Consider the following 20,155-nt stretch of genomic DNA (forward strand, 5'->3'; position numbering starts at 1 on the left):
GCTGTGAAATCTGGCACTGAATCGTTCAACTGTCCAGACAGCGAAAATTTGTGTGATCTCAGTCACGTAAATGTAGGGGGTGGGGCGAATAATGAAGTGATCTCCATCACAAAATCAGTGTGTAAAATAAATACAACGCGTAGAAAAGAAGCAAAACCACCCCTGTTTTGCGATCAGTGTCACATTTCTCCGCCGCGTGTTTGTTTCTGAGATGTGACTGGATTCACAAAATATTTTTATGCAGATTTGTCTGCATGTGATCCCTGGCAAACTTTGCTTTGCCATTCGACGCCAGGATGAAAGCAAGCAACACGGAAAGCTAAAAAACCACTTTTAAGATGTGGTATGGCAAAAAAAGAAAAGGTAGATTACGCTCATAATGTAAGGTTAAGTATATTATTATTCAGGATATATTTTGACACGCTTATAAACTTGCATGGAGATATTATAAAAACCGATACTCCCCGCCTTTGAAATAAAAGCATTGCTCTTTTGTTTAAAAATAAATTAATTAGGCTGCACACTGTTTTATTAATTTAATGAGTTGACGTTGTTTAAGTGAGGAGAATATGTTTCTCAACTATTTTGCGCTGGGTGTATTGATTTTTGTATTTCTGGTTCTGTTTTACGGAATCATCGCTATTCATGACATCCCTTATAATATGGCGAAAAAACGTAACCATCCCCATGCCGATGCTATCCATACGGCGGGGTGGATAAGCCTGTTTACGCTCCATGCCATTTGGCCGTTTCTGTGGATCTGGGCGACCCTGTACCGTGAAGATCGCGGTTGGGGGATGCAGAACCATATCGCCACGCCTGACGAGGTTCCCGGCATGGATGCGTTGACCAGGCGCGTGGCAGAATTAGAACAAAAGCTGGCCGCGTCACAACCCGCTATTGATAAGAACACGCTGGAGCACTGATCATGGATCTGTTAATTATTCTGACCTATGTGGCCTTTGCGTGGGCTATCTTTAAAATATTCCGTATTCCGGTAAATCAGTGGACGCTCGCCACCGCCACGTTAGGTGGGGTATTTATTGTTGCGGGCCTCATCTTATTAATGAACTATAACCATCCTTATACCTTTACGGCGCAAAAAGCGGTTATTTCCATTCCGATTACGCCGCAGGTTACGGGGATAGTTACAGAAGTCACCGATAAAAATAACCAGCTTATTAAAAAAGGCGAAGTGTTATTTAAACTGGACCCGGGCCGCTATCAGGCACGCGTCGACAGGCTGAAGGCAGACCTGGTGACCGCCACGCACAATATCGACAATCTGAAAGCACAGCTCTCGGAAGCGGTCGCTAATACGACACGCGTGTCTGCTGAACGCGATCGTCTGTTTAAAGATTATCAGCGCTACCTGAAAGGCAGCCAGGCGAAGGTGAATCCGTTCTCTGAAAGCGATATCGACAACGCGCGTCAGAACTACCTGGCACAGGATGCGATGGTGAAAGGCTCCGTTGCCGAACAAACGCAGATTCAAAGCCAGTTGGACAGCATGGTAAATGGCGAACAGTCGCAGATTGCTTCTCTGCGCGCGCAGTTAGCCGAAGCGACCTATAACCTCGATCAGACCGTGGTGCGTGCGCCAAGCAATGGGTATATCACCCAGGTGCTGATCCGTCCGGGTACTTACGCCGCCGCGCTGCCGCTGCGCCCGGTGATGGTCTTCATTCCTGAACAGAAACGCCAAATCGTGGCGCAGTTCCGCCAGAATTCGTTACTGCGTTTGAAACCGGGCGACGAAGCGGAAGTGGTGTTCAATGCGCTTCCGGGCCAGGTGTTCACCGGTAAACTGACCAGCGTTCTGCCGGTAGTGCCGGGAGGGTCTTACCAGGCGCAGGGCGCGCTGCAGGCGCTGACGGTCGTACCGGGCACCGATGGCGTGCAGGCGCTGATCGAACTGGAGCCAAACGCGGACGTTGATGCACTGCCTGATGGTATCTACGCCCAGGTGGCGGTCTATTCCGACCACTTCGCCCACGTCTCGGTGATGCGTAAGGTCTTGTTACGTATGACCAGCTGGATGCACTACCTCTACCTCGATCACTAATCTCTCCCGAGGCAGGAATGCGATATGCATACCTGCCTTTTTTCGCTGCTTGATCCATACTGACCTCTTTGTGAGCATTCAGGAGCAGGCAATGAAACTCATCGGCAGCTATACCAGTCCCTTCGTGCGTAAAATCTCGATTCTCCTGCTGGAGAAAGGGATTGAATTTGAATTCGTCAATGAACAGCCCTACAACGCCGAAAATGGCGTTGCGCAGTACAATCCGTTGGGCAAAGTCCCTGCACTGGTGACCGATGAGGGTGAATGCTGGTTTGATTCGCCGATAATTGCGGAATACGTCGAACAACTCGGCGTTGCGCCAGCCATGCTGCCGGCCGAACCAAAAGCGGCGCTGGCCATGAAGCAAATCGAAGCGCTGGCGGATGGCATCATGGATGCGGCGTTAACCTCCGTGCGGGAGCAGGCACGGCCAGCCGCACAGCAGTCGGAAACGGAGCTGCTGCGCCAGCGTGAAAAAATCAACCGCAGTCTGGATATGTGCGAGCAGCTCATTCGGGAAGGAAAAATTCAGGTCGATAGCGTGGATCTGGCGACCATTGCCATCGTCTGTGCCATCGGTTATCTCAACTTCCGCCACGTTTCCCCGGGATGGTGCGTCAACCGTCCGTTGCTGGTTAAGCTCGCGGAAACGCTTTGTCAGCGCGAGAGCTTTGCCCGTACCGAACCGCCAAAGGCTTGACGCGGGATATAACACTTCCCGCCAGGAGGCGGTACAATCCCGCCACATGTTAACTCCCTCTCCCGTCGGGAGGGGGGAAGATATTTACTCGCCGGGCGCATTATGACTACTCATCATTCCCTCTATAGCCAAATTCCTGCCACCGATCGTCTGCTTCGCGAACCGCGTATTCAAACCGCTCTGGAACAGTTCGGTCATACCGCGACGGTCGACATGCTACGCCAGCTTCAGGACGAAGCCCGACGCCATATTCAGGCTGAAAATGCGCTGCCCGCCTGGTGTGAGCAGTGGGGTGAGGAAGCGCAGAGAAGGCTGGGAGAGAAAACGCAAAGCGCGTTACGGCCGGTCATCAACCTGACGGGGACCGTGCTGCATACCAACCTGGGTCGCGCGCAACAGGCTGAAGAGGCGGTCGCGGCGGTGGTGCAGGCTATGCGCTCGCCGGTGACGCTGGAGTACGATCTGGACGGCGCTGGGCGCGGTCACCGCGACCGGGCGCTGGCGGAACTGCTATGCCAACTGACCGGGGCGGAAGATGCCTGCATTGTAAATAACAACGCGGCAGCGGTACTGCTGATGCTGGCGGCGACCGCCAGCGGCAAAGAGGTGGTGGTTTCCCGCGGCGAGCTGGTGGAGATTGGCGGAGCGTTTCGCATTCCGGATGTGATGCGCCAGGCGGGCTGTACGCTGCATGAAGTCGGCACGACCAACCGCACGCATGCTAAAGACTACCGCGCGGCGGTGAATGACAATACCGCGCTGCTGATGAAGGTCCACACCAGCAATTACCATATAGAAGGCTTTACCAAAACCGTTGATGAAGCGGAACTGGCGGCGATGGGGCGCGAGCTGAATGTGCCGGTGATTGCCGATCTCGGCAGCGGTTCGCTGGTAGATTTAAGCCAGTACGGTCTGCCAAAAGAGCCCATGCCGCAGCAGATGATTGCCGCTGGCGTGAGCCTGGTGAGCTTCTCCGGCGACAAACTGCTGGGCGGGCCGCAGGCGGGGATTATCGTCGGCAAGCGCGAGCTGATAGCCCAGTTGCAGCAACATCCGCTGAAGCGCGCGTTACGCGCCGATAAAATGACGCTCGCCGCGCTGGAAGCGACCCTGCGGCTCTACCTGCACCCGGAGAAGCTGGCCGAGCGCCTGCCTACGCTGCGCCTGCTGGGCCGTGACGCCGCCTCGATTCGCGCGCAGGCTGAATTGCTGTTGCCGCAGGTTGCGCCGCATTACCCCGATTTTGCCGTGCGCATTGAGCCCTGTCAGTCGCAGATTGGCAGCGGATCGCTGCCGGTAGACCGCCTGCCGAGCGAAGCGCTGACCTTCACGCCGCGTGATGGACGCGGTAGCCACCTTGAGGCGCTATCGGCGCGCTGGCGTGCGCTGCCAACGCCCGTGATAGGCCGTATTTACGATGGCCGAATGTGGCTGGATTTACGCTGTCTTGAAGATGAAGCGCGATTTCTGGAGATGCTGTTGAAATGATTATTGCCACCGCCGGTCACGTCGACCACGGAAAAACTACGCTGTTGCAAGCCATTACCGGCATTAACGCCGATCGCCTGCCGGAAGAGAAAAAGCGCGGCATGACCATCGATCTGGGTTATGCCTACTGGCCGCAGCCCGATGGCCGCGTGCTGGGCTTCATTGATGTACCGGGACATGAAAAATTTCTCTCCAACATGCTCGCAGGGGTGGGGGGGATTGACCATGCCCTGCTGGTGGTCGCCTGCGATGATGGCGTGATGGCGCAAACGCGTGAACATCTTGCGATCCTGCAGCTGACGGGCAACCCGCAGTTAACCGCCGCACTCACGAAAGCCGATCGCGTAGATGAGGCGCGCCTGGATGAGGTGCGCGATGAAGTACAGTCTACCCTGCGTGAATATGGTTTTGCTGATGCACCGCTGTTTGTCACCGTGGCGACAGAAGGGCGTGGTATTGACGAACTTCGCGATCGTTTGCAGCAGCTTACGTCACGTGAGCACCCCAGCCATCACCGCTTCCGTCTGGCTATCGACCGGGCCTTTACCGTAAAAGGTGCGGGACTGGTGGTGACCGGCACCGCGCTGAGCGGTGAAGTAAACGTAGGTGATACGCTCTGGCTGACGGGAGTGAATAAACCAATGCGCGTGCGTGGGTTACATGCGCAAAATCAACCCACTGAGCATGCCCATGCCGGGCAGCGTATTGCGCTGAACATCGCCGGGGATGCGGAAAAAGATGCCATCAACCGTGGTGACTGGCTGCTGGCCGACGCCCCGCCTGAGCCCTCCGGACGGGTGATTGTTTCTCTCCAGACCCATGCGCCGCTGACCCAATGGCAGCCGCTGCATATACACCATGCAGCCAGCCATATTACCGGGCGCGTATCATTGCTGGAAAACGATCTCGCCGAGCTGGTGTTCGATGCGCCGCTCTGGCTTGCGGATAACGACCGCCTGGTGTTGCGCGATATCTCGGCGCGGGAGACGTTGGCCGGGGCGCGCGTGGTGACGCTCAATCCGCCACGTCGTGGCAAGCGTAAGCCAGAGTACCTGCAATGGCTGGCGGCACTGGCGCAGGCCAGCGATGACAAGGCCGCACTGCGGATCCATCTGGAGCGTGGGGCGGTGAATCTCGCTGATTTTGCCTGGGCGCGCCAGCTGAGCGCTGAAGGGTTGCGCCAGTTAACCCGGGAGCCTGGCTTTATTCAGGCCGGTAACAACATGCTGAACGCGCCGGTTGCCGCACACTGGCAGCGCAAGATACTGAGTACGCTCGCTATCTACCATGAACAGCATCAGGATGAACCCGGTCCGGGGCGTGAACGTCTGCGACGCATGGCATTGCCGATGGAAGACGATGCGCTGGTGCTGCTGCTGATTGAAAACATGCGGGAAAGCGGGGTGATTAAAAGCCATCACGGCTGGCTGCATTTGCCGGATCACAAGGCTGGTTTTACCGCCGAGCAAGAGGCGGTCTGGCAAAAAACGGCACCGCTGTTTGGCGATGAACCCTGGTGGGTCCGCGATCTCGCGCGTGAAACCCATACCGACGAGCAGGTGATGCGACAGGTATTGCGTCATGCCGCACAGCAGGGGCTGATTGTGGCGATCGTTAAAGATCGCTATTACCGTAACGATCGGATCGTGGCATTCGCGAATCTGATCCGCGAGTTGGATCAGGCTCGCGGATCTACCTGTGCGGCAGATTTCCGTGACCAGCTGAACGTGGGTCGCAAGCTGGCGATTCAGATCCTGGAATATTTCAACCGTATTGGGTTTACGCGCCGTCGGGGTAATGACCATCTGCTTCGCGACGCGCAGCTGTTCCCTTAAGCGTTACGCATGACGAGCGAGTTTCTGCTTCGCCAGCCATACCGCGCCCAGTCGTCCTGCCTGGTTACCCAGTTCACAGGGCAGAATGGGCACCTTAAGCGCCTCCCACTCCTCGAATCGCTGTAGGTACTTATCGAGCAGGAGATAAATTTTTTCCTGCTCGCTTATCCCGCCGCCAATCAGCACTGCCTGGGGATCGAACATCGAGATCACGCTGTAAACGCCGCGCGACAGAAAATGCGCCCAGGCTTCAATGGCTTCGCGCAGATGCACGTCACTTTCCATACGTTTAAACAGCTCTTCCCCGTGGGGCATTTCGTCTTCCGACAGCGCCAGCGCACGGCTGCAGGCTTTCATCAGGCCACTGGCAGAGGCCACCTCATGCATCGGTTCGCCCTTGTCCCCTACGGGCAGCACGCCAAATTCACCCGCACGGTAATGCGACCCGCGATAGAGATCGCCTTCCATCACAATCCCGCCGCCAATGCCCGTGCCGATGGTGATGCAGACGAAATGTTCATAGTCCTTACCTGCGCCCTGCCAGCGTTCGCCCAGTGCCGCACAGTTGGCGTCATTTTCCACGGTAACGGGAAGATCGGTCAGCCCGGCAAACAGCTCGCACAGGTTTTCACCATCAAGATACTCAAGTGCCCCCGCTTTTGCCGCTTCGCCGGTATGGTGGTTAATATGGCCGGGAAAACTGACGCCGATACCGACAATGTCATTTTCCTTCCGGTACTCTTCGACAACGCTTTTCCAGTTCTCTTTGAATGTGTTTGCATCCTCAGGGGTATCGTACTCATCGGACGTGAGTTCCTTGCCGTTTTCATCAATCACGCCGTGTTTGATGTGGGTTCCGCCCACGTCAAAGCCGATAAATAGCTGCATCGCATCGTTCCTCATGAGCCCTTGAGCTGTTAAGTATGGCTCAGCGGCAGAAACGAAACGTAAAGTACGGTAATCCGTGATACGCCTCGTAAACCCGTCACCGGTTGGCGAGAAAATCGCCAACGGGAGCTACCCTTGTTGTACACCAACAGCAAGGAGACGGTCATGACAAACAATCCTCCCTCATCACGTATCCAGCCTGGCGAGTATGGTTTTCCCCTCAAGCTGAAGCCCCGTTATGACAACTTTATTGGCGGCGACTGGGTGGCGCCCGTCGACGGTGAATACTATTCCAACCTCACGCCCGTCACTGGCCAGCCGCTGTGCGAGATAGCCAGTTCCGGCAAGCGCGATATCGACCTGGCGCTGGATGCTGCGCACAGAGCTAAAGATAAATGGGGGCAGACTTCCGTTCAGGACAGAGCCGCGATGTTGTTCAAAATCGCCGACCGGATGGAGCAGAATCTGGAGCTGTTAGCCACGGCTGAAACCTGGGACAACGGCAAACCGATCCGTGAAACCATGGCGGCAGATGTGCCGCTGGCGATTGACCATTTCCGTTATTTTGCCTCCTGTATTCGTGCTCAGGAGGGGGGAATAAGTGAAGTTGATAAAGACACCGTGGCGTACCATTTCCACGAGCCGCTGGGCGTGGTGGGGCAAATCATCCCGTGGAACTTCCCGCTGCTGATGGCGAGCTGGAAAATGGCGCCCGCGCTGGCGGCCGGGAACTGCATCGTGCTCAAACCGGCGCGTTTAACCCCGTTGTCGGTGCTGCTGTTGATGGAGGTGATTGGAGACCTGCTGCCGCCAGGCGTCATTAACGTCGTCAACGGCGCCGGGGGCGAGATTGGGGAATATCTCGCCACCTCAAAACGCATCGCTAAGGTGGCGTTTACCGGGTCGACGGAAGTGGGCCAGCAAATCATGCAGTATGCGACCCAGAACATCATCCCGGTGACGCTGGAGCTGGGCGGAAAATCACCGAACATCTTCTTCGCTGACGTTATGGATGAAGAGGATGCGTTCTTTGATAAAGCGCTGGAAGGATTTGCGCTGTTTGCCTTCAACCAGGGGGAAGTGTGTACCTGTCCAAGCCGCGCGCTGGTGCAGGAGTCCATTTATGAGCGCTTTATGGAGCGGACAATCCGTCGCGTGGAGTCGATTCGTAGCGGTAACCCGCTCGATAACGTCACGCAGATGGGCGCGCAGGTCTCGCACGGACAGCTGGAAACCATTCTTAATTACATCGATATAGGTAAAAAAGAGGGCGCAGAGATCCTGACCGGTGGCCGCCGCAAGGTGCTGGGGGGGGATCTGCAGGAGGGTTACTACCTTGAACCGACCATCCTGTCCGGTCAAAACAACATGCGCGTCTTCCAGGAGGAAATTTTCGGACCTGTGCTGGCCGTAACGACCTTCAAAACCATGGAGGAGGCGCTGGAGATTGCTAACGATACGCCGTATGGCCTGGGGGCGGGCGTCTGGAGCCGTAACGGAAATCTGGCTTACAAAATGGGGCGCGGTATTCAGGCCGGACGCGTTTGGACCAACTGCTATCACGCCTATCCGGCGCATGCGGCATTTGGTGGTTACAAGCAGTCGGGTATTGGGCGAGAAACCCACAAAATGATGCTGGAACATTACCAGCAAACTAAATGTCTGCTGGTCAGCTATTCCGATAAACCGCTGGGCCTGTTTTAGGTGCCTAAATCAGGCCGTCCCTGGACGGCCTGGTTGATTTGCTGGCGCAGGCAGTTCAGTACACCGTCCAGAACATATTGTACGCGCCAGGGTTGATATTCGCGCTTGCGGAATATTGCTGTCAGATCGAGCCACCACTCTTCCTGATGTGGGAAACAGGGGACCAGCATGCCATGCGTCAGTTCTTTTTTTAGACTTTCTTTTGGCGCGAAGACAATACCAAGATTATTTCGAGCCAGTTCAAGCGCCGTCTGCGTATTATCACAAATATAATTTCCGGTCACTTTATAGTCTTGCGCCTCTTCACTGCCGTGTACGCGGAAGCGCCAGATGTTGGCATCATCTACTAACATCGAGTCTATTAATATACACGAATGATTTATTAAGTCTTCCGGCCCTTTAATGGGGTGTTTAGTTAAATACTCTTTGCTGGCAAATGCGGTGACGGAATATTTTGTCAGCACGCTGGCGACCAGGTTTTCATCTTTTGGCTGGGCGTAAGTAATGAGAATGTCGCAATCGTCTGGAAACGTCACACCGTCGGAAAACTCGTTCCGATCGAGGTTATAGGTTTTTAACGACAGGCGAATATCACCAATCTCTTCAATCTTATGGATCACATGACGCGCCAGATAGGTCACGATACCTGTCGGGGCGTAAATCGTCACTTTGCCGCGTTTTTCATGTTTATAATCGGCAATAAAATTAATAAGTTGGCTATTTTTATCCAGTGTGGCATTCACATAAGGCAGCAACGCCTCACCGAATTGCGTCAGCGCCAGCTGGCGTGTTGTACGTTCAAACACCTTGAGTCCAACGCGGGTTTCAAAATCGGACAAATATTTGCTGACATTGGCCTGCGCCATCCCCAGCAGGGCAGCGGCATCACCAATACTGTGGGTGGCGGCGATGACGGAAATAATTTTTAATTCACGCGGTTTCAACTGCAAGCTATTCATCATGCACGCCCATCTATATGATTTTATATATAGTATTATATAAACGGCAGCGTTGCTTTGGCAAATTTGTAACCATTATTATGCGCCTCGCTTGTTCGGCGTTTAAATGGATTGTATAGAATGACTGTTAAATATAATTTACTCATCGCTGCCGCATTATTTTCGACATCATCGGTAATGGCTGGCGACTTTTCACTAGGGGCGGGGGCGGTATTTAACGAGTCGCCTTACAAAGGGTATAACGAAAATACCACCGCTGTACCGTTAATTAGCTACGAAGGCGATAACTTCTATGTGCGTCAAACCACGGGAGGATGGATCCTGTGGAAAGACAGTAAGAATGAATTCAGCCTGACCGCATCCTGGATGCCGCTGCATTTCGACCCGGATGACAATGACGATCATCAGATGAAGCATCTTGATGAGCGTAAAGCTTCGGCATTCCTCGGCGGCGCGTACTACCGCCATGAAAAATGGGGTTCCCTGAAATTTGCCGTTTCCGGTGACGCGATGGATGAAAGCGGCGGCGTGGCGGGTGAAATTTCTTACTTCTACCCAATCCGCATGGAACGCCTGACGCTGACGCCTTCTGTGGGCATTTTCTACAGCGATGAAAGCTATAACGACTACTACTACGGCGTGTCCGGCAGCGAGTCTCGCCGCTCAGGTCTGGATGAATACACCGCAGGCGACACCTGGACGCCATACGTTGGCCTGGCGGCAAAATATCAATTAACCCAGAACCTGTACCTGAATGCCAGCGCGGTCTACACCGTGTTGCCTGACGACGTGAAGAACAGTCCGATGATTGACCGCGACGACAGCTTCGCGCTGATGACCGGCCTGACCTGGCGTTTCTGATAGCCTAAAGCCGGGTGGCGGCTCTGCCTTACCCGGCCTACGTGGGGCATGGGGCACATCGTAGGCCCGGTAAGGCGAAGCCGCCACCGGGCAGCTAACCGCAGTTAATTATGCTTCATCCACCCATATCCGCATTTCCCCTTCTCCCCGGTTAGCCCAGCTAAACCAGGGAATAAAGGTCAGCGTCTGGGGCTGACGTTGCACCGGCGAGCGGTCGTACTGCCACAGCGCATCCGTGTCCTTCACGTGACACCCGATCCCCTCTGCCTGAATCAGCATCTTGTGCGCGAAAATTCCTTTCCCTTCAAAGACCCTGAACTCGCTGTTTTCAGGCAGAGAAAGGTGATGAAGATTGGCACCGTTATCGGCCTCTTCCAGGCAGTAAACCAGCGGTCCGCGCTGCAGGGCGACTTTCCCCGCCTGCTGGCGGACCTGTGGGTTGCCATACACTCGGCGAACCGGCATAGGTAACGTTAGCTTAATAACGTCACCCTCCTGCCAGCTGCGGGTCAGATAAAGGTATCCACGGGAGATCTCGCCCGTTACCGCTTCACCATTTAATAAAACGTCAGGCGAGGTGCACCAGTCCGGCAGCCGCAGGGCGAGCGTATGCGTGACGGGAGCAGGCGAGGTAATGTCGATTTTTACCTGTTCATGCCACGGATAGTTACCGCTAATTCGCAGCGCCAGGGTTTCGTCGTCAACCGGTATGGCGACATCGTTGCCCACGTAAAGGTTAATAAAAAGCGCATCCTGGCGGACGGTATAAATGTAGTGCCCCAGCGAGGTCAGCACGCGGGCGATATTCGGCGGGCAACAGGCGCAGCCAAACCAGCGTTGGCGGACGGGTTTCACGTGATCGTAGATATGGTTGAACGCCAGGGTTTTCGGGTGCACTTCCAGCGGATTCACATAAAAGAAATGCTTACCGTCCAGCGCCATTCCGCCCAGTACCGTGTTGTATAACGCGCGCTCCATCACGTCGGCGTAGTGGCCGTCGGCCTCCATCTCCAGCATCCTTCGGGCAAACATCATCAGACCGATGGAGGCACAGCTTTCGGCATACACCGTATCGTTGGGCAGATCGTAATCGCTGCTGAATGCCTCGCCGCTGCTTTGCGAGCCGATTCCACCGGTAATGTACAGCTGGCGCTGTGCCATATTTTTCCACAGCCGCAGACAGTCCTGCCGTTTACCCTCGTCATGGCTCAGGCGCGCCAGATGCGCCATGCCCGCCATCAGGTAGACAAAACGCACCGCGTGGCCGATGGCCGTTTGTTGTTCAGAAAGCGGCTGATGCGCCTGGCTGTAGGCTTTGTCCTTGACCATCCAGGCCGGACCATAGGTGTTCCAGTAGGACGTTCTGCCGCGTCTCTCGTATTCGATATCATAAAAGTGAGGCTGAACACCGCGTTGCTCGATGAAATATTTCACCAGCGTGAGATAGCGGGGCTCCTGCGTGATGTCGTAAAGCCTCATCAGCGCCAGCTCAATTTCCGGGTGACCGGGATAACCGTGTAGCTGGTTTTCGCCGGGGCCAAACACGCTGTCAATATGGTCCGCTAGTCTGCAGACAACATCCAGCAGATGGCGTTTCCCTGTGCCCTGGAAATACGCCACGCCCGCTTCAATCATATGTCCGGCGCAGTACAGCTCGTGACATTCGGCCAGATTCGTCCAGCGCTCGTTGGGCGCTTTCACCGTAAAGTACGTGTTGAGATAGCCATCGTCACATTGCGCCGCCGCGACCAGCGCAATCACCTCGTCGGCGGTTTTTTCCAGTTCAGCATCCGGTTTCTGGCACAGCGACCACGCCACGGCTTCGAGCCATTTCGCGACGTCGCTGTCCTGAAATACCATGCCGTAGAAATCGCCTTGCTCCAGGCCCGCCGCTATGCGGAAGTTGGTGATGGCGTGGCTGGGTTCGGCTTCCGTCACGCGATCGTTTAGCGCATCCCACTGGTAGGGGATCACCACCTCACGCACCAGCCGTTGATACTGCCCGAGAAACGGGTCGTTAATTTTCAGTTTATGCAGGTCGGCTTCCATAATGGACATCATGTTCTCCTCAAGAGGGTATGTGACGCTGGCGCAGGTCGGTTGCAATGCGCGACATCATAGGGTTGTTGAGTCTGCACCAGCGGATAGAGACGGCCAGCAGCAGATGAAAAAGGGCAGGCAGCAGCGTCTCCATGGCGGTGATGCCCTGCAGCGAAGCAGGCGTCTGATTGCCCGCGCCTGGCTGGTAGGCGACGGCGATAAACACCAGGCTGATGATCCCGGCGCTGGACGCCCACGCGAGCTTGATGAAAAACAGGTTGAAGGCGAAGTTCATCCCCGACGAACGCACGCCGGTTTTCCACTCGCCATAGTCGTCGGCAAACGCCATCAGCGAGAAGTGCAGCGGCAGGGTGAAGCCCAGGATCACGCCGTTACTCAAAATCACGACCAGCCAAAGCGTCTGGTGCGCCGGGCCACCCGGCAGGAACCACATTCCCACCGCGAGCGCTGCGAGGACCAGGTTGGTGTAGTAGTAGAGTTTGACGGTATCAATACGGCGCGACAGCGGGCTGACAATCACCGCGCCAAGAATGGCGGCAAAGGTCACCATGGTGAAAAACAGCGAGGTGTACGCGGTGCTGCCCTGAAGCACGTAGGTGATGAAGTACATGTATCCGCCGCCGCGAATATTGAAGACATTGATCAGCAGGAACGACATCACCAGCATCAGCAGCAGCTGATCGTTTTTACGCAAACCGGCCAGATGCTCACGCAGGGTGAATTTGCCCATCAGCGCCAGCGGGACGCGCTCGCGTACCCAGAAGAAGCAGCACAGGAACATCACTACGGCGACAGCGCACAGCACCCCAACGCCAAGCTGGTAACCTTTTGCGGCATTGCCCTGGCCCAGCTCCGCGACCAGCCACGGCAGACCGACCGAGACCAGGAAGCCCGCAACGCCGCAGAGTACAAAGCGCCATGACTGGCAGGAGATCACCTCATTGTGACGGGTCGTCATGGTGTTGATCAGCGCGCAGTAGGGAACGTTGATGGCGGTATAGCCAACAGACAGCATCAGATAGGTGCCGAACGCCCACGCGATTTTCACCCCCATGCTGGCTTCCGGAACGGTGAACGTCAGTACGCCGATAATCCCGATCGGGAAGGCGACCCACAGCTGCCACGGGCGAAAACGTCCCCAGCGGCTTTGCGTGCGGTCGGCAATAATGCCCATAACCGGATCGGAAATGGCGTCAAATACGCGCAAGGCAATAAAGAGCGTGCCAACGAGCGCAGGCGTCAGACCAAAAATATCGGTATAGAAGAAGGTCAGAAAATTCATTATCAGGCAGGTAATCACCGTCCCGCCCGCATCACCCAGGCCGTAGCCAATTTTTTCGCGGACGGACAAGTGGCTATCTGTTGCCCCTTGTGTCACGTCTGATTCTGTAATCGGTGTGGAAGTCATGAAGTAACTCCTCAGTAATCGAATTTATTATCGTATTTGTGCAAGGTACTCATTTATTCTGCACCGAACGGAAAGGCCAACAAGGGAAGGGAAAAGTATAAAAAGATGACGATTCCGACCTGATGATAAAAATGTGATTCCGATCGGACAGTTATTCGAATATTGATTAATAATCAAAGCGTAAGTTGAATATCAACGGCAATAAAAGCGGAATGGTGAATATCCATGCTTGAATTATCCATAGCGCTTCCGATTAAGGTCCAAAATGGTGGGTTATTTATCTCCCGGGGCGTGGGCCGCCATCCTGCGCGTAAATTAACGTCGTGGGAGATTATTTTTGTCGAAAAAGGGACATTAACGATTCAGGAAGAAAGCACGTTATTTGAGGTAAAAGCAGGAGAGAGTTTGCTGCTTTGGCCAGACCGACGCCATGTGGGCGTGGGCGACTTTCCGGCCGATCTTAAATTTTACTGGCTGCATTTTGAGGTTGAGCATCACCCGCCCCGGTTGCCAAATTTGGTAATAGAGCAACATTGCCGAGTGAGGGATGCACAGTATGTGATTTCCCTTTTTCGCCAGTTCCTGAGTGAGCAGGAGAAATTACAGCGAAGCGTGGCGCTGGAAATCATTTTTTTACTGATTTTGCAGCAAATTTCCATTTCATCAGGATATGAAGATAATGCTGATGAAGCCGGTGCGGCGATGGCGTGGAAGGCGAAGCAGCTTATTCGCACGCAGTTTCATTTGCCCCTTTCGACGTCGCAACTGGCAAAAGCGTTGCACTGCAATCCCGATTATCTCGGGCGCGTATTTCGCCGGACTTTCCATTTAACCCTGACGGAGGCGATACATCGCCAGCGCGTCAGGGCAGCGGAAAAGCTGTTGCTGGATGGCTCTGCCTCCCTCACCGAAGTGGCAACCCGCTGCGGCTTTAATGACGTGGGCTATTTTCGGCAGATATTTTCAAAACATACGGGATTAACCCCCGCCGTCTGGAAACGGCGGTACTGTAAAGAGCATATCAATTCCGGCTGATCACTGGCCGTAATAGGCATTCACCCCGTGCTTGCGCAGATAGTGCTTGTCGAGCAATTCCTGCTGCATAACCGGTAACTGCGGCGCAAGCTGGCGTGAGAACAGGCCCATATAGGCGCACTCTTCCAGTACCACGGCATTGTGGACCGCATCGGCAGCGTCTTTGCCCCAGGCGAACGGACCGTGGGAGTGCACCAATACTGCCGGGATCTGCATCGGGCTTAAGTCGCGCTCCTCGAAGGTATTAATGATCACTTCACCCGTCTGGTATTCGTACTCGCCCGCGATTTCAGCCGTGGTCATCCGTCGCGTGCAGGGGATCGCCCCGTAGAAATAGTCTGCGTGCGTGGTGCCCCACGCCGGTAAATCCTGACCCGCCTGCGACCAGATGGTAGCGTGGCGGGAGTGGGTATGCACGATGCCGCCAATCTCCGGGTAACGGCGGTACAGCGCGAGGTGGGTCGGCGTGTCTGAAGAGGGCTTTTTGCTGCCTTCAACCACCTGGCCGGTGGCGATATTCACCACCACCATATCCTTCGCCGTCATAACGTCGTACTCCACGCCGGACGGCTTGATCACCATCAGGCCGCTTTCGCGATCCACCGCGCTGACGTTGCCCCAGGTGAAGGTCACCAGCTGGTGGGCGGGCAGCGCCAGGTTTGCCGCCAGCACCTCGGCTTTGAGTTGTTCTAACATGTCATGCCTCCTTCCTGCATACGGGCTTCAATCCAGCGGCGCGCCTGGATGATTTCCAGCACCGGCTCTTTTGCTTTTTCAGTCCACATTTCAATCAGAAACGCGCCGCGATAGTTCAGCTTATTCAGCGTGTTAAACACGCCAACGAAATCGACGCAGCCTTCTCCAAACGGCACGTCGCGGAACTGTCCGGGACTTTGTGCGGTGACGGGCTGGGTGTCTTTCAGGTGAATTGCCGCAATGCGGTCAATGCCCAGCGTCAGCTCGGCGGTGACGTCGTTGCCCCACGCGCTCAGGTTGCCGACATCCGGGTAAACGCTGAACCACGGCGAGGCGAGCATGTCGTCCCACTTTTTCCACTTGCTGATGGAGTTCATAAACGCAGTGTCCATGATCTCCACCGCCAGCATCACCTGCGCGGCGGCGGCCTGCTCGACGGCCCACGCCAGCCCTTCGGCAAAGCGCTGCTGCGTGCCTTCATCATGCTCTTCGTAATAAACGTCATAACCCGCAAGCTGGATGGTGCGAATGCCTAAGTCACGCGCCAGCCTGATGGCTTTGGTCATGATCTCACGGGCGCGTTGGCGCACGGTTTCATCCCGGCTGCCAAAGGGAAAACGGCGGTGGGCAGAAAGACACATCGACGGGATCGCCACGCCGGTTTCCAGCATCGCTTCAACCAGCGAAGCGCGCTGCGTGGTGCTCCACTCGAGGCGTGACAAACGCTCGTCGGTCTCGTCGACTGACATCTCAACAAAATCGAACCCGCAGCTTTTCGCCAGCACCAGGCGTTCCGGCCAGGAGAGATCTTTCGACAGCGCTTTTTCGTAAATACCTAACGGATGTTGACGCATGGTTACGCTCCCCAGATGTCGCGGATTTGCGAATGGAATGCCTGTGCCACCTGCGGCGGATTAGCGGCGCCTGCCAGCGCGCGTCCTGCAATAAACGCTTTTACGTTGATCTGCTTAAACAGCGGCAGGTCGGCAGGGGTGATACCGCCGGTGATCGAAAGCTGTAAACCGATGTCGGAGAGCGCTTTCATTTTCGCGAGATCCGCTTCGCCCCACTGCTGACCGCTGGCCTGCGCGTCGCGCCCGCGGTGGTAGATAGCCTGCTTCACGCCGACGCGATGCCACGCGCGCGCGTCGTCCAGCGTCCAGTTGCCAAACAGCTCCATCTGGATTTCTCCCCCGCAGCGCAGTGCGACCTCGTGGCCTCGCTCAACGGTTGCCAGCGGGGCGGCGCAGATGATGGTCATCCAGTTCGCGCCCGCGCCAAACGCCTGCTCAGCCAGCGTTTCTCCGGCATCGGCGACTTTCCAGTCCGCCACGATGATTTTATCCGGACACTGTTCGCGCAGGGCGCGTACGGCGCTCAGCCCTTCGGTCAGGCACAAAATGGTGCCCGCTTCGACGATATCAACGTGATCTGAAAGCGCCGCGACGTCGCGCTGGGCGGCCTGAAGTGAGGTATGGTCGAGCGCCAGCTGCAGTAATGGTCGGCTCATAGGTCGTACTCCTTAATACGGGCGTGATAGTCCTGAAGTGCTGAAATCAGTAACTGGTAACGGTGATATTTGCGCTGGTAGGCCGCATGGGCGCGCATGTCGGGTTCAATCACCCGAATGTCGTGTTTGAGGGTGCGCTGCGCAGCGTGGAAATCGGGGTAGACGCCGGTGCCTACCAGCGCCGCCAGCGCCGCGCCGGAGCAGCCGGTCTCTTCCACCTGCGGTAGCTCTATCGCCAGCCCGCTGACGTCGGCGAGCATTTGCATCCACACGTCCGAATGGGTCGGGCCACCCGTGACGCGCAGCGCCTGCACCCGGGTAAAACGCTCAAGCATGCGGTTGAGGTGGGTCATGTGGCTGAACACTACGCCCTCGTAAACGGCCTGCAGAAGATGCGCGCGGGTATGCAGCGCCTGCATGCCGTAAAAACCACTGGTCATCTCCAGCCCGGCGTTGCTGCCGTAGAGGAACGGCAGGAAGAATACCTCGCTTTCCGCTTTCGGCAGGCTGGCGACGGCATGGTTGATCTCATCGAATGACATGTCGCCCCATTGGGCAGTGAGCCACTCAAGATTGCCGGATGACGTCGGGCTGGCTTCATGAACGATGTACTGCTGCGGGTGGACGTAACGGCCATACACATAGGGGAACGGCTCGTTATCGCGAAGCGCATTGGCGATCCCGCTGGTGACGGCCCAGGTACCCATGACGGCATTCAGCGTGTGTTCGTCGTGCAGCCCGGCGCAGATCGCGGTGGAAACCACATCAAACAGACCGCCAACGACGGGTGTGCCCGCCGCGAGACCGGTCAGTGCGGCTGCCTGAGGGGTGATTTCCCCGCAAATTTCTGCTGAACCGACAATCGGCGGCAGGGCGCCGTCAATTTCGTTGATACCGAGCCAGCGCGTGAGCTGGGGATCGTACTGCCCGGTATTCATGTTGTAGAGGTTTGACTCGGAGATGTTGCTCTCCTCGCAGCCCTTCACGCCGGTCAGACACCAGCGTAGATAGTCGTGCGCCATCATCACGCAGCCTATCTGCTGATACCGCTGCGGCTCGTTCTCTTTCACCCAGCGCAGGAGCGAGGCCGGGTGCCCTGTCCACAGCGTCTGGCGCGTATGCGGATAGAGCTTTTCGGGAATGCCGTCCTGCTGCCAGCGCTGCACGATCTCCAGCGCCCGGCGGTCTGAGGAGAGCATGGCGTTGCCCAGCGGTTGGTCTTGTTTATCGAGCAGAAACAGTCCTTTGCCCTGAGCAGAAATGCCAACGCCTTTGATCTGCTCTCCGTCGATGCCTGAATGTTTGAGCAGCGTGGCGACGGTAGCGTAGCAGTGCTGCCAGAGCTGGGGCATATCCCGCTCTGCGTAACCTGCGCGCGGGCTGAGCGTGGCAACGGAGCGGCGCTCGATGCAGATTTCCTTGCCCTGGCTGTTGTATAAACCGGCTTTCAGATAAGTACCGCCACAATCGATACCCAGCCAGAAGGGCTCTTTTTCACTCATCTTCATCTCACTTAATTGCCGGGTGGCGCTTCGCTTACCCGGCCTACGGTTCGGTTTTCTCCCTCTCCCCGTGGGAGAGGGCTGGGGTGAGGGCATCAGGCCGCACGCTTGTGCGAATTCACCGTGGGATTAGGCTCTGCACCGGCATCACATTTCGCCGGTAACAGCAGGGCCAGCAGCGACGCCAGCGCCAGAGAAACCGCCAGGCAGTAAACGCCCGCGTCTTTGCTGTACAGGGTGATCAGCACCCCAACCGCATACGGGCCGCAGAAGCCACCGAGGTTGCCCAGGGCGTTGATCACGCCGCGCGCGCCGCCCGCCATCTCTGCGCTGAACAGACGCGCCGGGATGGTCCAGAACACGCCCGCTGCGGATTGCAGGAAGAACCCGCAGCCCACCAGTGCGGAATACGCCAGCCAGGTACTCTCTTTCAGCGCCACGGAGAGGAACATGCAGAGCGCAAAGCCAATCAGCGGCAGGGAGACAAACAGCTTGCGCTTGCCGGTGCGGTCAGAAAGCGTTGAGAACAGGAACATCCCCGCAATGGCCCCGATGTAAGGCAGGATGGCGAGCATGCCCACCTGACCGATGCTGGTGTGTGTCAGCTCCTTCAGGATGGTCGGCAGCCAGAGCGTGTAGCCGTAAATCCCGGTCTGGTAAAAGAAGTTCAGAGCGATCAGCTGCCACATGGTTTTGTCGGAAAGCACTGCGCCGAGTGACGCGTTTTTCACCTCTTTTCCGGCGATGGCCTGCTGTTCAGCCGCCAGCGTTTGCACCAGATAGTTTTTCTCTGCTTCTGAAATCCAGCGGGCTTCCTGCGGACGGTCGTAAACGGTGAACGCCCACAGCACCAGCACAACGACGGACATCAAACCTTCAATGATGAACAGCCAGCGCCAGTCGAGCGCGGTGATGATCCAGCCCGAAAGCGGGGCGGTGATAATCCCGGCGATGGGGACAAACATAATCACAATGGCATTGGCACGACCGCGTTCGGCATCCGGGAACCAGTTGCTGATCATGGTGAGCACGACAGGCAGCATCCCGCCTTCCGCCACGCCGAGTAAGAAGCGCAGCACCAGCAGCTGATACTGATTCGTCACCAGGCCCGTGAGCACAGAGATCACCGCCCAGGCAACCAGCGACCAGCCGATAAACTTCTTGCCGCTGCCGTGGACGGCAATCTTGCCGCCGGGAACCTGCAGGAACAGATAGCCGATAAAGAAGATCCCACCTGCAAGGCCCGCCATAGTGGCGGTAATACCTAGCTCTTCATCCATACCGCCGGGCATGGCAAAGGCGATATTTACGCGATCCATATACGAAATGATGCAGGCGATAAGAATAGGAGGAATGATTCTTAGCCAGCGCTGGCGCGGAATGTCCGCTTGTAGAGTATTCGAGTAAGTGTTCATATTTACTGTCTCAGTCAATGTAACCGGA

At 56.1% G+C, this 20,155-nt stretch carries 17 protein-coding genes; 8 read left to right on the forward strand and 9 right to left on the reverse strand.

The genetic code is table 11. The annotated features are described in order from the left end of the window. Positions 1–569 precede the first annotated feature (569 nt). The 5 genes from AC2T6E_RS21930 to selB all read left to right on the forward strand — a co-directional run bounded on the left by AC2T6E_RS21930 (position 570) and on the right by selB (position 6,088). Positions 570–926, forward strand: a complete 357-nt coding sequence (locus AC2T6E_RS21930; RefSeq protein WP_108418119.1) for a DUF3302 domain-containing protein — start codon at positions 570–572, stop codon at positions 924–926. Positions 927–928: 2 nt separating this feature from the next. Beyond that, positions 929–2,065: an HlyD family secretion protein gene (locus tag AC2T6E_RS21935; protein WP_126817128.1), complete on the forward strand. Its 1,137-nt coding sequence runs from the start codon at positions 929–931 to the stop codon at positions 2,063–2,065. Between the two features lie 91 nt (positions 2,066–2,156). Further along, the gene (locus AC2T6E_RS21940; RefSeq protein WP_174339963.1) at positions 2,157–2,765 is read left to right on the forward strand and encodes a glutathione S-transferase; all 609 of its coding nucleotides are present in this window, start codon (positions 2,157–2,159) and stop codon (positions 2,763–2,765) included. A gap of 102 nt (positions 2,766–2,867) precedes the next feature. Further along, entirely contained in the window at positions 2,868–4,253 is a 1,386-nt protein-coding gene (gene selA, locus AC2T6E_RS21945; RefSeq protein ID WP_108418122.1) for an L-seryl-tRNA(Sec) selenium transferase, read from the forward strand. Continuing rightward, a complete protein-coding gene (gene selB, locus AC2T6E_RS21950) occupies positions 4,250–6,088 on the forward strand; it encodes a selenocysteine-specific translation elongation factor (protein ID WP_486693231.1) in 1,839 nt (612 codons plus the stop codon). Before selA ends, selB begins: the two co-directional genes overlap by 4 nt. 3 nt (positions 6,089–6,091) lie before the next feature. Here the strand turns inward: selB and AC2T6E_RS21955 are convergent, their stop codons facing one another. Then, a complete protein-coding gene (locus AC2T6E_RS21955; protein ID WP_316468611.1) occupies positions 6,092–6,976 on the reverse strand; it encodes an ROK family protein in 885 nt (294 codons plus the stop codon). A gap of 165 nt (positions 6,977–7,141) precedes the next feature. On the opposite strand from AC2T6E_RS21955, the gene exaC reads away from it, so the two are divergent. After that, the gene (gene exaC, locus AC2T6E_RS21960; protein ID WP_486693232.1) at positions 7,142–8,680 is read left to right on the forward strand and encodes an acetaldehyde dehydrogenase ExaC; all 1,539 of its coding nucleotides are present in this window, start codon (positions 7,142–7,144) and stop codon (positions 8,678–8,680) included. On the opposite strand, the gene AC2T6E_RS21965 is transcribed toward exaC, so the two are convergent. Continuing rightward, positions 8,677–9,642 (reverse strand): LysR family transcriptional regulator, encoded by a 966-nt coding sequence (locus AC2T6E_RS21965; RefSeq protein ID WP_010436707.1) that lies wholly within the window; start codon positions 9,640–9,642, stop codon positions 8,677–8,679. The two genes, exaC and AC2T6E_RS21965, sit on opposite strands and share 4 nt — an antisense overlap. Positions 9,643–9,759: 117 nt before the next feature. On the opposite strand from AC2T6E_RS21965, the gene AC2T6E_RS21970 reads away from it, so the two are divergent. Then, on the forward strand, positions 9,760–10,500 hold the full coding sequence (locus AC2T6E_RS21970; RefSeq protein WP_316468614.1) for a MipA/OmpV family protein: 741 nt from the start codon (positions 9,760–9,762) through the stop codon (positions 10,498–10,500). A 108-nt stretch (positions 10,501–10,608) separates the two neighbouring features. Here AC2T6E_RS21970 and AC2T6E_RS21975 read toward each other — a convergent pair whose 3' ends face one another. Next, complete coding sequence (locus AC2T6E_RS21975) at positions 10,609–12,558, reverse strand: glycoside hydrolase family 127 protein (RefSeq protein WP_486693245.1); 1,950 nt, start codon at positions 12,556–12,558, stop codon at positions 10,609–10,611. Positions 12,559–12,568: 10 nt separating this feature from the next. After that, the gene (locus AC2T6E_RS21980) at positions 12,569–13,969 is read right to left on the reverse strand and encodes an MFS transporter (RefSeq protein WP_486693233.1); all 1,401 of its coding nucleotides are present in this window, start codon (positions 13,967–13,969) and stop codon (positions 12,569–12,571) included. Between the two features lie 225 nt (positions 13,970–14,194). On the opposite strand from AC2T6E_RS21980, the gene AC2T6E_RS21985 reads away from it, so the two are divergent. Then, positions 14,195–15,004: a helix-turn-helix domain-containing protein gene (locus AC2T6E_RS21985; RefSeq protein WP_486693234.1), complete on the forward strand. Its 810-nt coding sequence runs from the start codon at positions 14,195–14,197 to the stop codon at positions 15,002–15,004. On the opposite strand, the gene araD is transcribed toward AC2T6E_RS21985, so the two are convergent. From araD to AC2T6E_RS22010, 5 genes are all read right to left on the reverse strand, one after another. Next, positions 15,005–15,700, reverse strand: coding sequence for an L-ribulose-5-phosphate 4-epimerase (araD, locus tag AC2T6E_RS21990; RefSeq protein ID WP_337257214.1), 696 nt, complete (start codon positions 15,698–15,700; stop codon positions 15,005–15,007). It lies immediately after the preceding gene. Further along, a complete protein-coding gene (locus AC2T6E_RS21995; RefSeq protein WP_010436719.1) occupies positions 15,694–16,554 on the reverse strand; it encodes an L-ribulose-5-phosphate 3-epimerase in 861 nt (286 codons plus the stop codon). The genes araD and AC2T6E_RS21995 overlap by 7 nt, the downstream gene beginning before the upstream one ends. Before the next feature lie 2 nt (positions 16,555–16,556). After that, positions 16,557–17,210 carry a 3-keto-L-gulonate-6-phosphate decarboxylase UlaD gene (gene ulaD / locus AC2T6E_RS22000; RefSeq protein ID WP_100165417.1) on the reverse strand — a complete coding sequence of 218 codons (654 nt, stop codon included), beginning with the start codon at positions 17,208–17,210 and terminating at the stop codon, positions 16,557–16,559. Beyond that, a complete protein-coding gene (locus tag AC2T6E_RS22005; RefSeq protein ID WP_486693235.1) occupies positions 17,207–18,712 on the reverse strand; it encodes an FGGY-family carbohydrate kinase in 1,506 nt (501 codons plus the stop codon). The genes ulaD and AC2T6E_RS22005 overlap by 4 nt, the downstream gene beginning before the upstream one ends. A 95-nt stretch (positions 18,713–18,807) precedes the next feature. Next, positions 18,808–20,127 carry an MFS transporter gene (locus AC2T6E_RS22010; protein ID WP_278436161.1) on the reverse strand — a complete coding sequence of 440 codons (1,320 nt, stop codon included), beginning with the start codon at positions 20,125–20,127 and terminating at the stop codon, positions 18,808–18,810. Positions 20,128–20,155: the final 28 nt, after the last annotated feature.

The sequence above is a fragment of the Enterobacter sp. B79-1 genome (genome assembly GCF_057444735.1).